At 34.8% G+C, this 14,309-nt stretch carries 9 protein-coding genes and 1 pseudogene; 4 read left to right on the forward strand and 6 right to left on the reverse strand.

Annotation, left to right across the window (positions count from 1 at the left end; all coding sequences use genetic code 11):
- Positions 1–7: 7 nt before the first annotated feature.
- From MQX03_RS04890 to MQX03_RS04900, 3 genes are all read right to left on the reverse strand, one after another.
- Complete coding sequence (locus MQX03_RS04890) at positions 8–253, reverse strand: hypothetical protein (protein WP_242801885.1); 246 nt, start codon at positions 251–253, stop codon at positions 8–10.
- Positions 254–309: 56 nt separating this feature from the next.
- Positions 310–672, reverse strand: coding sequence for a hypothetical protein (locus MQX03_RS04895; protein ID WP_242801886.1), 363 nt, complete (start codon positions 670–672; stop codon positions 310–312).
- Between the two features lie 262 nt (positions 673–934).
- A complete protein-coding gene (locus MQX03_RS04900; RefSeq protein ID WP_242801887.1) occupies positions 935–1,435 on the reverse strand; it encodes a JAB domain-containing protein in 501 nt (166 codons plus the stop codon).
- A gap of 982 nt (positions 1,436–2,417) precedes the next feature.
- Between MQX03_RS04900 and MQX03_RS04905 the strand changes: the two genes are divergently transcribed.
- From MQX03_RS04905 to MQX03_RS04915, 3 genes are all read left to right on the forward strand, one after another.
- Complete coding sequence (locus MQX03_RS04905) at positions 2,418–4,760, forward strand: outer membrane beta-barrel family protein (RefSeq protein WP_242801888.1); 2,343 nt, start codon at positions 2,418–2,420, stop codon at positions 4,758–4,760.
- Between the two features lie 659 nt (positions 4,761–5,419).
- Positions 5,420–6,343 carry a LytTR family DNA-binding domain-containing protein gene (locus tag MQX03_RS04910; protein WP_242801889.1) on the forward strand — a complete coding sequence of 308 codons (924 nt, stop codon included), beginning with the start codon at positions 5,420–5,422 and terminating at the stop codon, positions 6,341–6,343.
- Positions 6,344–6,420: 77 nt separating this feature from the next.
- Positions 6,421–7,206, forward strand: coding sequence for a CPBP family intramembrane glutamic endopeptidase (locus MQX03_RS04915; RefSeq protein ID WP_242801890.1), 786 nt, complete (start codon positions 6,421–6,423; stop codon positions 7,204–7,206).
- A gap of 240 nt (positions 7,207–7,446) precedes the next feature.
- On the opposite strand, the gene MQX03_RS04920 is transcribed toward MQX03_RS04915, so the two are convergent.
- Positions 7,447–12,483, reverse strand: coding sequence for a DUF4132 domain-containing protein (locus MQX03_RS04920; RefSeq protein ID WP_242801891.1), 5,037 nt, complete (start codon positions 12,481–12,483; stop codon positions 7,447–7,449).
- Positions 12,484–12,508: 25 nt separating this feature from the next.
- Positions 12,509–12,943 carry a hypothetical protein gene (locus MQX03_RS04925; protein WP_242801892.1) on the reverse strand — a complete coding sequence of 145 codons (435 nt, stop codon included), beginning with the start codon at positions 12,941–12,943 and terminating at the stop codon, positions 12,509–12,511.
- A 248-nt stretch (positions 12,944–13,191) separates the two neighbouring features.
- Here MQX03_RS04925 and MQX03_RS04930 point away from each other — a divergent pair.
- Positions 13,192–13,518 (forward strand): annotated as a pseudogene (locus MQX03_RS04930) (erythromycin esterase family protein); the annotation flags it as partial.
- A gap of 91 nt (positions 13,519–13,609) precedes the next feature.
- Here MQX03_RS04930 and MQX03_RS04935 read toward each other — a convergent pair.
- Positions 13,610–13,891, reverse strand: coding sequence for a hypothetical protein (locus MQX03_RS04935; RefSeq protein WP_242801894.1), 282 nt, complete (start codon positions 13,889–13,891; stop codon positions 13,610–13,612).
- Positions 13,892–14,309 lie beyond the last annotated feature (418 nt).

A 14,309-nucleotide genomic window follows, 5' to 3' on the forward strand; every position in this document is an offset into this window, starting at 1 on the left:
CCCTCACTTAAAAAAAAGAATACTCCGCAGGATTTTTAAGCTGATGATAAAAATCTGCATAGAAGTCCATAAAAGATTCTGCTGAAGAATCAATCCTCATAACCGTATCAACCGAGCTACGGTCTGGTCTAGCGTCTATCAAATTTCTATATTGATTAACACCCTGTACAATTCCAATGGAATGAGTACGGTGACGAAGTACCAATAAAGTACTCACTTCTGAATTTGCTGTATAGTTTCCAATATTGTTCATGATGATGATTTTTAGATATTTATTTAATTCTATTATTTTTTAGATTGATTATTATTTTAGATCTCCTTCTTCCACAAATATTTAGGTTGAGGTTGAGGCTGAATCAAATCCATATTGTTCCACAACTCATTAAAAATCTCTTCAATCTGTTTCTCAGAAAGTTTATTTTGAAGTATTACTTCATTGTAATCCTCACACATCACTATTTCCCGACTTGGAAAACTGCCCGTTGCAATTCTGATCGCACCTCTTCCACTTTTGATACACAGATGCAACATACTGTCGTTCCATCCTTCATAACCGAGAACCAAAGTCTCATCCATAGAAACCGCTCCCGCCAATGTGTTATTCAAAGTATCATCACTAAAAATCAATCGAGCAAGCCGATTGCAATTCGGCATTCCTTCGTACTCCGCCATTTTCCTGGCAAACAAAACCTGCTCAATATTCCCTTTAGGATTATAATCCCAAACAGCAGAGATTTAATCTCAAATTTCAATGTACTTTTCATCTGTTAAAAATTATTTCATTGTATCTCTAAAAAACATAGAATTCATCTCTAAGTCCCTTACAATTTCCTATTATCGCATTATTACATCATCACACCATCCTATTATCTGCAAACGAAAGTTGCGAATCTGAAGTCAAAATCACCTACAACATCCCATCATCCATTATCCATTATCTGCAAGCGAAAATTGCGAATCCGATGTAAAAATGATATGATCCCGTTAAATATCCTATCATTCCATCATCAGCAAAAGAAAAATGCGAATCCGAAGTCAAAATCACATGATCCAGTAAATTCATACTAAGAATTTTTGCAGCCTCTTTAATCTGGGTCGTCATTTTAATATCGCAAGTAGAAGGATTCAGATTTCCCGAAGGATGATTATGAGCAACAATAATCCCTGAAGCATTACAAAGAAGTGCCGCCTGCATTACAATGCGAACATCGACTAACGTAGAAGAAATCCCGCATTCGGATATTTTCTTAATCCCTAACACTTTATTAGCCTGATTCAGATACAGTGCAAAGAAAGATTCCCTGTAGTCCATTTCCTCCGCATCAAAATGTTCCCTGAAAATATCCACTGCATCACACGAAGACGAGATAGACCTTTCGCAATTTCCTTTTCTTGAGTAGCTCAATTTAATTTCGTTCACAATATTGAATTTCATGTTGTTCGCTCCGAGTACGGCGGAGACCTGTTTTTCCCGCACTTACATTTTTAAAAACCTGTCGATTCTGTCAATTGCAGATTGAAGGAAATTTTGATCTTTTCTATTCTTTACTTTATCGGATCATTCGATAAAATACCTATGATTACATCTTTGAAATGATTTGTAATTACATCTGACAAAATGATTTTTACCAAGAGAATAAGGATGATCTAAATTTCAATGAACTGCAATTGCATCTTGTGAGGTTTCTGACTTTTTCTATGCGGATAACCATTCAGGCAGGCACAAGGAAAACTGCAATCAATTCCTTGAAAACAATAAGAAAGAACACTGATGGAAGCTTGAAATCTTTTTGCGGAGGGTTTGGAATCCCTGATTCCGGATACCCAAAAAAAATTTTTTCCGCAGGGCAAACGGAATATATTTGCTATAGAAAATCAGGTAGCCTCATATGAAATGATGGTAGCTTGAAATATGATCTGCTTCTGAAACGATCAATAAAAGAATGATAGGAGAAGTTTTAAACTTTAAATGATGTTGTCTAAGCATTCTGAATCCCGCACAATCTTTGCGTCTTTAGCTTCAGTTGATAGAAATGATGCACATATCGATACATATACAAATTGCTATAGCATCAAAAATTGATTACAATCTGAATATCAACCTCTTGGTATTTAAACAATTCAAGATACTACAGAATACGAAAGGCAATAGGAAGAATTTGAGAGAGAATACGATAAGTCTAAAACTCGAATATCAAAGCTTGACATCAGATTGACCGACTTTACCACCTAAGAATTTACAGCTTATATCATTTTTCAATCAACAATCCCCAGTTTTTAATTTGTTTGAAAATGCAATTAGCTTTTCCCTTTATCAAAAATGAAGCAGCAGTCCATTACATCAAAAAAACAGGGTAATGTGGCATGTAACAAGAAATAGCTCAGGATTGTCATAATAATGAACTATTAATAGAATCATGAAGAAAACATTGCTTTCAGTTATTTTAATAACCCCTTTCCTGGCTTTCTCACAAAGTATCACAGGAAAGATCACACAATCAGGGAATCAGGTTTCATATGCAGAAATCATTGCGGTAAAAAATCAATTCAAACAAACTGCCATCTCCGACGAACAAGGAAATTTTGCTCTGAAACTTCCTGAAAATGGAGTTTATCAAATAGTTTGCATTCTCGACGGCATCGAAGTTTCAAAAGATGACATCACTGTCAACGGAAGTATAAAACACGATTTTGCTCTTGAAAACAACCCTGCAAAAGAGATCGAAGCCGTTGCCGTAACGGCGAAAAAGAAATTGATCGAAAGAAAAGCAGACAGATTGGTCTTTAATATCGCCAATTCTGTTGCCTCACAGGGAATGGACGGCATAGAAGCGCTTAATAACACACCCCAGATCAAAGTAGATGAAAATGCGGGAATCTCTATGGTTGGTAAAAGCGGGATCGCTGTGATGATCAATGACAGAATGCTCAACCTTACCGGAACTGAGCTCATTAATTACCTCAAAGGTATTCGTTCGGAAAACATCGAAAAAATAGAGGTCATCACCGCACCGCCATCCAAGTATGAAGCCCAGGGAAACAGCGGACTGATTAATATTGTTTTGAAGAAAAACCAAAACATGGGCTGGAATGGCAACCTGACAACCAGTTTTCTTCAGACCACATATGCCGGGTTTTCCAATTCCGCGACGGTCAATTATCAAGGTGAAAAACTGAGGTCATCACTGAAGTTGAGACAATACGACAATCAGAAACACTCGTATGAAAACTATAAGATAGCAGGTTCAGACGGAATGGCAAGCTCAGATGACAGGCGAGATTTCGGGAACGGCGGAGGTCTTAATTATAGTTTGGACTATCAGCTAAATAAAAGATCAAGTATAGGATTGGTCTACGATTACGGACTGGGAAACTCCGGGATGGATATAACGAACACTTCAGATTATTTTCAAAATGGAAACTATACCAACTCTCTGTCTACCTACGCAGAACACCGCACCAAAAATAAAAACAACACCATAACCGCCTACTATGACCTGAAATTCGGAAAGCGAGATAACAAAGTGAGCATTACAGGAAATTATTTTTCCAACACGCCTGCAAGCAATATTGATTTCACAACGAACGACAATTTCGGGAATTCTTTTATCGTAAAAACACCATCTGAACTGAATTACAAAATATATTCCGGTCAGGCCGATCTCACGCTTCCGTTTGAATTTGCAAAGACAGAAGCCGGAATCAAATTCACCAGTTTCGATAACAATTCCGACATCAAATACCAAAATCTGATCAATGGAACTTATATTACAGATCCGCTGAGAACCAATATTTTTAATTATAAAGAAAAGAATTATGCTGCATATATGAGCCTGGAAAAGGAACTGGCTGAAAAATGGACCGTAAAAGCAGGCTTAAGATATGAATATTCTACCGTAAGCGGTGCATCGGCCTACACCGGACAGAACACAGAAAATTCTTATGGTAAATTATTTCCCACCGTCTATCTATCATACAAGGCCGATGATGATAACACTTTTAATATCAATTACTCAAAAAGAATCAACCGACCGGGTTTCCGTGCTATCAATCCATTTCGCTGGTACACGAATATTAATTCCTACTATTCCGGAAACCCGGCTTTAAATCCTTCTATTAATCATAATTTTGAACTTTCTTACCTGTATAAAGGAAAATTTTCTGCCTCGGCGTATTTTCAGAGAGAATTAGATGCTTTCAGCCAGCTCGTAGTTTTGGATGAAGAAAATAAGACAAGCAACTTCTATAATTTTTTCAATAAAAACAGTACAGGAATTTCTTTGAGTTTTTCCGATACTTTATTCAATTTCTGGGAAGTGAATTACTCAGGTGATTTCTCTCATATGCAAACTCAGGTTTTTGCGACCGATGCTGCGTCCAGAAAAGGAAACAGCACGACTTTCAACCTCCAGAATAGTTTTGCTTTAAAAAAAGACAAAACAATTCAGTTTTTTATGAATTACTGGCTCCGTTTGCCTTCAAATATGGGAAATGTTTACTCTTATTTTGTCGGAAATTTCACATCCGGCGTAAAAGTAAATCTGATGAACAAAGATCTTCAGATGAATGTCTATGTTTCTGATATTTTCCGTCAGGCGAAAAGTCACGGCGAGATCTACTATCAGAATTCTATCCACTCATTCAACAATTACTATGATGGACAAAACCTGACAGTTTCTTTAACTTACAATTTTGGAAATAAAAAAGTAAAAGCACAGGATCGAAATGTGAAATTTGAGGAAAAGAACAGAGCGAATTAAGAATTATAATTTGCGTTAAATCTTTTTAAAGTAATAAGGATCAAAATTTCAATGAACTGAAATTGCATCATGTGAGGTTTCTGACTGTTTCTATGCAGATGACCATTCAGGCAGGTACAAGGAAAAATGCCATCAATTCCTTTAAAGCAATAAAAAAGAACATTGATGTAAACCTGAAATATTTTTGCGGAGGTTATAGGATCTCTGATTCCAGATACCAAAAAATATTTTTTTCCCCAGTGACTAGGGAATATGTTTGCTATAGAAAATCAGGTAGCCTCATATGGGATCATCGTTGATCTTTGATGTGTCTGTTATACATTTGTAAATAAGAAAGAATGTGATAAGATGATTGGGATACCGATGTCCTCAATATCCACGATTGTTTAGAAGAAACATTGGAAATTGTGCAAAGTATCATACAATAACAGGTAGCACATCTTTTGGATCTACTGCCTTTATAGAACAGAAAAATCAACAGACAACTATCAATTTAATATTTAATGTTCTATCAAGTCATTTGTAAAGTGGTATTAATGAAATGGAGGAAATGCAAGTAAAATTTAGACGATGAGGCTTTTACTTCTTTAAGCAATCAGTTGAAAATTCTGTAGCTTTGCGAATACTGATTTGCATTTTAGAAATAAGAAAAAAGAACAATGTCCAGAAACTTTTCAATCACAGGTCTTAAGAATTTAAGCAAGCATTTGATGATCAGCAAAGTTCCCTTTCCTAACAATGAAACATTTAGAGAGCTTTTACTGACATCTTTTTTGGCCGGTCTCTCAGTCTATCTTCTTCTGATCATGTATCAGCCCTATGGAACAAGTGATTTTCAACATTCCTACAAATATTTGATGCTCTTCCCTTATGCTGTCATTTGTTTTTTATCGTTTTGCAGCTTTGCATTCATTTTCAGCAAAAAAAAAGAATGGACTTTGGCTGAGGAGATCTTCAAGAACATTCTGATCCTTTTGACCGCATCGGTAGCATCTTATTTTTACAACGCTTTAATTCTGAGCAAGGTCCGGCTGTCTTTTGAAAACTACTTATATATGCTGGTTTATACGTCAGCATTATTCTTTCCGGTAATCATTGTTTTTATATTGGGGAGATACATTCACTTTACCGAGCGATCAAACCTACGAACTGCAACAGTCCTGAATAGAAATAAGTCTCAATATATTGCTGAGGAGAAAGATCTTGAGGTTTTGGCTACTACTTCCTCTATATTAAGGATCACTTCGGAATATGGGAATTACAGTCTGGAAATTCCTGAGACCGATTTTATTTATGCTGAGGCAGCAGATAACTACTGCATCGTTTACTTTTACAAGAATAATAGTCCTGAAAAGGAAATGATCCGCATATCCCTATCGAAATTACTGCAACAGGTTCAGACTGATGTTATACGACAGACCCACCGGTCATTTATTGTCAATCTCTCAAAAGTGATCAGATCTAAAGGCAACTCTTCAGGATATAAACTTTCATTGGACAATCTTAACAATGAGTTGACCATATCGAGGAACTTCATCCCCGCTGTTCTGCCCATTCTAAAAGATCTTACCATTCGTCCCTAATCTTTGTCAACCGCCACTATCATTAGATTCTTAGTTCTTGTTTATGCTACTTTTACACCAAACATAAAACATCGACTATGAACAGGTTTAATTTTTTTTTAGTTTTTATTTTTGGATTTGGATCGTACTTTTACTTCGATCAAAGCTGTTTTTCTTATTTCCAAAAAGAAGTCACCTCTATCACAAACTCCAAAGCTGCAGGGCATATTATCGCATACCTTATTACTTTGATTCCTCTTTTGGTCACGGTCTTCTTTTTAAAGAAAAAAGGGGAAAGTGTACCTGAAGCGATCGGATTATCCGCTAGTTTAACAAAAGGTTTTGGATTTGCCTTTCTTTGCACACTACCTTTGCTAATAGCATTCCCGATAAAATTCAGTTTAAATACAAACCTGTCTTTAAATACAGTCATCATCAATACCATTTCTTCTGCATTTTTTGAAGAGATCATATACAGAGCATTTCTGTTTGGTATTCTGTACCGATGTACAAGATTAGGATTTTTACCTTCTGTTTTCTTGGGATCACTGCTTTTCGGTATGGCACATCTTTACCAGGCCACTGATCTTATGGAAATTTTAGGAGTATTTGCTATTACATTTTTAGGTTCTATATTCTTCTCGTGGATCTATGCGGAATGGAATTTTAATTTGTGGACGGCAATCTTTATGCACTGCCTGATGAATCTTTATTGGCTGATCTTTAATATTGACGATTCTGCTATCGGAGGGATGTATTCAAACATTTTCAGGTTTTTAAGCTTGTTCATCGCAATAGGCATCACCATTTTTCATAAGAGAAGAAATAAGGTCTCACTGGAAGTCACAAAAAAAACTATTTGGATAAAGCCTAAAGATGAATAGCAGTGCCTCAGAGCTATTATCATCATTACCTTAGTAGTAAACTATGCTGTTCCTGCCTCAAATTCTTTATGGAAATTTTAGAAAACTTTATGGAGATTATATACTTGAAAGTACCTACTTAAAAAAAACTAAATATTACTCGTTTTATAATTCGGTTTATTTGTCAATAAGTTGTAAAATTGGTATTTAATGTAAAAATACAACCTGGTACATTCAAGTATATTATCATCTATTCAAATTCTATACATATTCTCTTTTTATCTGAGAAAGGATAGTCGGATCCTGTATTTCATTGTCCTTTGCCAGTAATAAAACTTTAGACATTACTTCAGCTGATTTTGGATCATCATCGGCAAATGGCAAAAACAATCTGCCTCTGTGCTGAGAATGAATAGGAAGAATGGATAAATATTTACCCGGCACCTGGTGCACCACCGCACTTCCCAAATGCACACTGTATTCTGCCATTTGACCTTTCACTAAAACATGAGAACCTTCTATTTTCACATTGTCCAGCTTAAATAATCTTGCCGTTTCTTTCATCAATACCGAACGCATTTCGATAGAAGAATGACTTGCTTCCGGGTCTACATCTCCCACATGAGCTACAGAAACCACCAAATCTACATCACGCATCACTTCAGAAAACAAACGTGGATTAATATCTTCGAATGGAATGTTTTTATAGTCTTTTAATGAATGGAACTCAATGGTTTCAAGCGTAGGACTTTCTACATCCGCAGGTGAAAACCAATCTGCCAAAGCATATAATTTTACCTGAAAACCTTCTTTATGATAAACCTTTTGTAAACCTTCTTCATAATCTACTTTCCAGCCTCTTGTTTTTAGCAGTGCTAAAGTTTTCTGTGGCTGAATCTGATGACCTGCATATCTACGGGAAATTGACTTCTCTTGTAATTCATCCGGAGTAGGAACATATAATTCTCTGAATATCTGTTTAAATGGCTGAATCAATTTTTCTGTGAAGCAGTAATGCTGAAAATAACTCCAAACTAAATGTTGATGGAGATCTACACAATGAGCAATTCTCAATGTTTGATTTTCTTCTAGCTTTTGAATTTCGCCTTGAGCTGAAATTAAATTCCCATCAAGGTAAAATCCTATTTTTTGATTATCTGTGATAAAAACCAGCTTCTCCAGATGTTTAGAAATTACAGGATGCGAAAAAAGGTTTTTAATCTCAGCAAAAAGAAACTCATCGCCCCTTATCATTGCTTCTTCCAGACCTTTACGTGAGCGGCTCCATTGTTCGCGCATGATTTTACGGTAACTTGCTAACTCTACAATTGCTTTATCTTTTTTAATCTTTGGCGGAATTGATTTTAGCTGTTTATCATCTCTGAATACCACCAATTCTGCTTTTCCATCATCTTCTACAATTAATCCAACGGTAATTCCGTCAACGGTAACTTGCGTTTCTTTTGATAACAGATTTTGAATTTGTTTGGTTTCCATCGCCCATGTCAACCTTATTGGGTCCGGGTAACCTGCATTTCGGGCTAAGTTTTCTAATGCCACACGAATAGCCAACGCTTCGCTCGTCTGCTTCATAGAGCCAAATTCCTTACTTTCTTTTTTGAACTGCTGAATGTACTCATATCGACTCAATACATCTTTTTCCGGATTTGTTTTACTCAAAGGCACAAGTCCATACACACGCAGGTAATCCTGATCGCGTTTATCTTTTACTTTTGCAGTTACTTCTTTTATTTTTAAATCTCCCGTAAGCGTATCTGAGTACAGTCTTGCTCTGCGATGCCCATTTCCGTCAGAGATATATTTGGCAGATTCGTACAGCATTTCCCAACGAGCTTTGCCCAATTCTTTAAAGGCTTTTGTAAACCAATCTTTATCTACCGCACCATCCTGAAACTCCTGTACATCTACCGAAGAATACTTTGCCACCTCACTTTCCAGCCCGGAATTTTGGGCTTGGTAAGAACCCGTTTTGGTATGTGCGTGCATCCACCAAATTGCAGAATCCAAACCTTTCCAACCCAAATAACTACTAATGAATTTTTGCCATTGTGGTGCATAAACAGCAGCTTGTATCAAACGAAGTTCCGCAATTTTCTCTTTTTTCATCATTTCATTAAATGATTCTTGTGTATCGCTTTCCAAAGGATGGCAATTCGACAAAAGATAAGAAAACAGCTTCTGCTTCGTCATACTTTCGTTTCCATAGCTGTAAATGTAGTTAGCATACAATGTTGCTTTACCTAAACCTTTTAAAATTTCCACGAAACGATTGGAGCCATATATATTTTGGAATGCTTGTACAAAATGGGAAACAGCCGTACTTGCATCGCCACGAATGAGTTCTACATCAAGAAATTTATTTTGAATCTCCTCAATTATAGGCTTCAAGAAAGGGAATGTCTCTAAGTATTTTTCACTGTTATGATGAAATTTGGAGGTTGTAAGTTCTCGTATTGCAGATTCTGAGGTAAAAATACCTTCATATAATTCATCCTTGGTAATGATTTGTAATTCAAACGCTTTACAGAACAAATAAAAACCAGGAACAGTATGTTGTATGTTTTCTTCCAAACCGTTGTACTGCATCCATCGGTGTAAATTCAAGATTTTTTTAAATTGTTCGTCTGTCGTATTTTTTATTGATATTGACTCTAAAAACAATTTGAAAAAGCCAGATTGCTGCCATCCGTCTCCATCGTTGCCATAATAATATTCACTCTTTTTTGCTTTATAAGTAATAATATCTTTGGGAAGATTAGCAAACAAAGTGCTGCACGCATCAATTAAAAAATCATTTTTTTCTTCGAAGACAAATTTATGATTTAAAGATTCTAAAATTCTCTTTACCGGATTATCCCAATAATACTCGTTTTTCAATGGATTCGGTATCACATCTTTGTTGTAAAAAACATAGTTTTCCAGAAAATCTCTGAACTTTTTGCGGTCACAGCTTTCTGCGAAAGTCAGTAAAAACAAATCTCTAGGTTGTAACCCAGAATCTTTATACCATTTTTCCCAAACTTCATATAAGGGATAGTTTTCGAAAATTTGTTCCGGAGTAAAACCCTCTGTTTTATTTTTGATTTGTCTGAAACTATTGCCCATTAATAATTTTGTCACGGAGCCATTCCAGTCTTCTGCATCGTATTCGTGGTCTTTATGTTTTAAAAATAAATCGTTGAGCTTTTTTAATTCAGCTTTTACATGGCTCATCGGTTTTGTAAAGCCGTATTTATCTTTTGTAATCGCTTTTGCATACACCGAATTGGCATCTACTTTAGGCAATTCAAACTTAGATTTTACAGAAATATCATAAAAACCGAACCCATTCTGGGCAGAAAGCATCTCTTTACCGGCAGATGGATTGAGCTGATTCAGCAAACTTTGTTCTCTTTCTGAAATTTTGGGTCTTTCAGCGTATTTTTGAATCCATTCTGAAACTTGGACAGACGCTCTTTTTTCTTTTTGTAGTTGAAGCATTATGTCTAGTGAAGCCGTGCGTTGTTCTATATCTCCTTTCGTTACCAAATCTTCCACCAAAGGTGTAAGCACGACATCTTCTTGCTTTATGACCAACTCTATTAATTTCTTACGAAGTGTGCCGCCTTTCCTTTTAAAGAAATCAAAAAACGTCATTATTTCTTCTTTGTCTAGAGGGTTTTGCTGCAACACATTGATACCCGAAGCAACCAAAGATTCACCCCTGTCTTTTACGATTTTAAAAGCAAACTCTTTCTGGAAAGGAGTTACTTTTTTTTGCTTTTTTTCGAAATTATAGGAGTAAGAATAACAGTAGAAATCTCCCAAAATATTTCTCGTTAACTGCTCACGAAGCGCAAGGTCAAAATCATTAAAATAAGAAAGTACCAAGTCTAATTTTGCACTATCCTCCCCTACAAGATAAAACATCGACGCATATAAATCGCTTTTTTTGAAAGTCGCATTGAGCCAAGAGAATATTTTACCTTCAAATTTCTTTTCTTTTACTTCTATTTTTTTGGTTAAATCGTGTAGTTTTTCAAAGAAATCGGGATAATCTGTATTGTTTATATAAAACTTAGAATCTGCATTGGCACTCAACAAAGACGACATCTGATTACCTGAAAATGCCATCACCTGCAAATCACCCTCTATCACAGCTTTATAATACAACGGCATCTGAATATACGGGTCTGCGGTCTCTGAAGCGAACTTTATTGCCAAACATTTTTTTTCTACACTGCCTTTGTCGAGTAATTCATGTAGGTAAGGAATCGTTTTTTCTACGTCCCAAATACCTTGTACCCACAGTGCCATGTACACTTCATTATTGTTTTTACTTTTTATGGCTTCAGGAATTTGTTGTGGGTTTTTAAAATAATTATCTGCTAACAATACAATATTCTTCACGACGGATTCTTTTTCAGCTTCCCAGTTTAGCCCCGTCCAGGTATCAATTGCACGTACAACTGATGAGAATCTTGTTAATTTATGCTCCAAAATTACATGAGTCATATATTGAAGTGCGCCAACACTTGTTTCGTCTAAAGCTTCCAAGACTGTTTGCCTCAATCCTTCTTGCCTTTGAGCTGCAAGCAAAAGTTTTTCTACCAACTCCCAACAGTGTTTTTGTTCACTATTAAGCAATGCTTTTATAATATTTTGCGATACCTTACCTTCAGCATGTTTATTAAAAATAATATCTTCAATAAGTTGATATATTTCAGCATTTCCGGTATCTATCGCTGCTGACCAAATGTAAAATTGACTAGAATTATAAGACAGCTCGTTATCATAAATAATTTGCTCTTTTAATGTAAGATTGTAAAAATTAAACCCATCGCTGTAAGAATAAATACTAGGAAGTTGTAGCAGACTTCTTATCAGATTAATTTGATTAAGAAAAATAAATTTCTCATTATTTGGCGCTCTGAACGAGCGGCGATAATAACCTGTTTGATACATCTTGAAGGGCATTTTGTTCCAAGCATGTTTTACAAGCTCAGCTTTGTCATCAAAGAAATAAACCAATAATTTATAATAATCTGCGTCGTCCCAAATGTTTGGTTTTATGAGTTCTTTTATTTTTTCGGCTTTCGTAGAGCCCAAAGAATATTCTTCTCGATAATCTTCTTTTCCGAGAAGAAGTAAACCTAGCTCTGCAACTTCTTTTTTTAGTTTTGGCTTAGAAAAAATTTGTGATAAAATTCCTTTTTCTGTTTGTTCTTTTAAATCTTTTCTTAAGTTTTTGTAATAATCTACAATTTTTTTCGATTTTAATTTTTCTGTGATTTCCATTGAATTTGTAAGTTTATATTTCTAATTACCAATAACTTCCTGCCAAGAAAGTAAGCCTAATGAATGTAAACGTATGATCTAAGTTTAAGTTTATATTTTGAGAAATATTTTCTAACTGCTCATCATTATAAAACACAGCAAACATACCATCTTCAAAAGCCTGAAGCGCATTTTCCTGGGCTTTTTGTAAATCTGCTTTTTTTTGATTGTAAATACTTCCAAAACCAATTTTGCCGGTGTCAGTAAGAATATTTAAATAATTTTCTGTGGGTATTTTTGCGTAGTCTTCATCTTCCAGCTCAAATGATTTAGCGTTGAAAACTTCTACCTGTTGTTGTACAACAAGTTTTAATAAATTTTCTAATGAAATATTGACCTCATTATAATCAATATCGAGCTTTTGCTCTGCTAAAACAGGGTGCTTTTTTCCTAATTGCTTTACGATAACCTTTATTTCCATACCTGAATGTTGATACGAATAAATATAGTGGTTTTTTTTTATTTATCTGGTTTTAGATAAATCTGCATGAACTGCAAAGAAAAAACAATGGTTATCAGAAAATATTACGGTTTTGAAACAATTCCTTCATTCTCAATTCAATTTTTTTACAAAAAAGTAATGACAGAGACTAGTATATGGCAGAAAATGCGATTTGGTTTAATCATTATTATACCGATTCCAAGATGACACTTTAGGCTCATAATGGGCATATCGGAACACCTAATAACTGTTATAAAATAATGGGTGATTATCTTAAGAAAGAATTTGGTGATAGATATACAGCGTTCGGATTTTCGATTTATAAAGGAACATTTTCAGCAAATGGTAAACAAGGAATTGGAACTTATGCTTTACAAGAAGCTCCAAAAAATTCATTAGAATATCTGCTGAATTCTTTCGGTAAAAACCTTCTCTTCTTCCCTCATTTTGTTGATACAATGTTAGGCGACGTTTTTTATATATTTGAATCAATAATTATTTTCCATTTTCCATCGAATTTTTTTTCCCAAACAAGAATATATTTTCCGTCATAACTTCCGGTACATTGCCCAATTTCAAAGACAAAATTTGAATTTACTGCCTTTAAAATTAATGAATGAAGCTGTAAATGATAGTTTTTGTTATTCATGTAACTATATAATCATCTCCTCCCTTTATTAGCGGTTTGTGATTGTAATAGATAGTATTATTACTGTAAAGTTCTTCGACTAAATTTTTAGAATTATTCTCATTACAGAATTGAATCCATAATTTTCGTCTTTCGTCAATATTTGTTGTGTCAAATTTTTTAGAATCTAAATTACTTTCCTTTGTAAATTCAAATTCTCTAATTATTTTTCCATTTTCTATTTTCCAAATTACAATTCCAATAAACTCTTTTCCGTTATCAGTTTTATAACTGATCAATTCATAATTTATCTTTCTTTTACTATTCGCCTCAACACTAAATAATGAATTTATTGATTGGATTTTACCTTTTTGTGCATTATAATAATTGGCAATTTGGTTGGAATTATCAATTATATTATCTGGAGAAATAATCTTGATGAAAGCTTGAAATAATTTTGCGGAGGGTCTGGGATCTCTGATTCCGGATACCCAAAAAGGTTTTTTTCCGCGGTGACCATGGAATATATTTGCTATAGAAAATCAGGTAGCCTCATATGGAATGATAGAAGTTGGAACATGACCTGTATATAGGCGATTCATCATGTGAAAATTACGAGGCATAAGAAATTTGTATCATTGAATATGGTTGTAAATCCTCATTCGCATTATCACTATTAACACTTGCAAAATAGAATTTAGCATTTGCGTTAATCTA

The organism is Chryseobacterium aahli (assembly GCF_022699665.1).
Taxonomy (GTDB): Bacteria; Bacteroidota; Bacteroidia; order Flavobacteriales; family Weeksellaceae; genus Chryseobacterium; species Chryseobacterium aahli.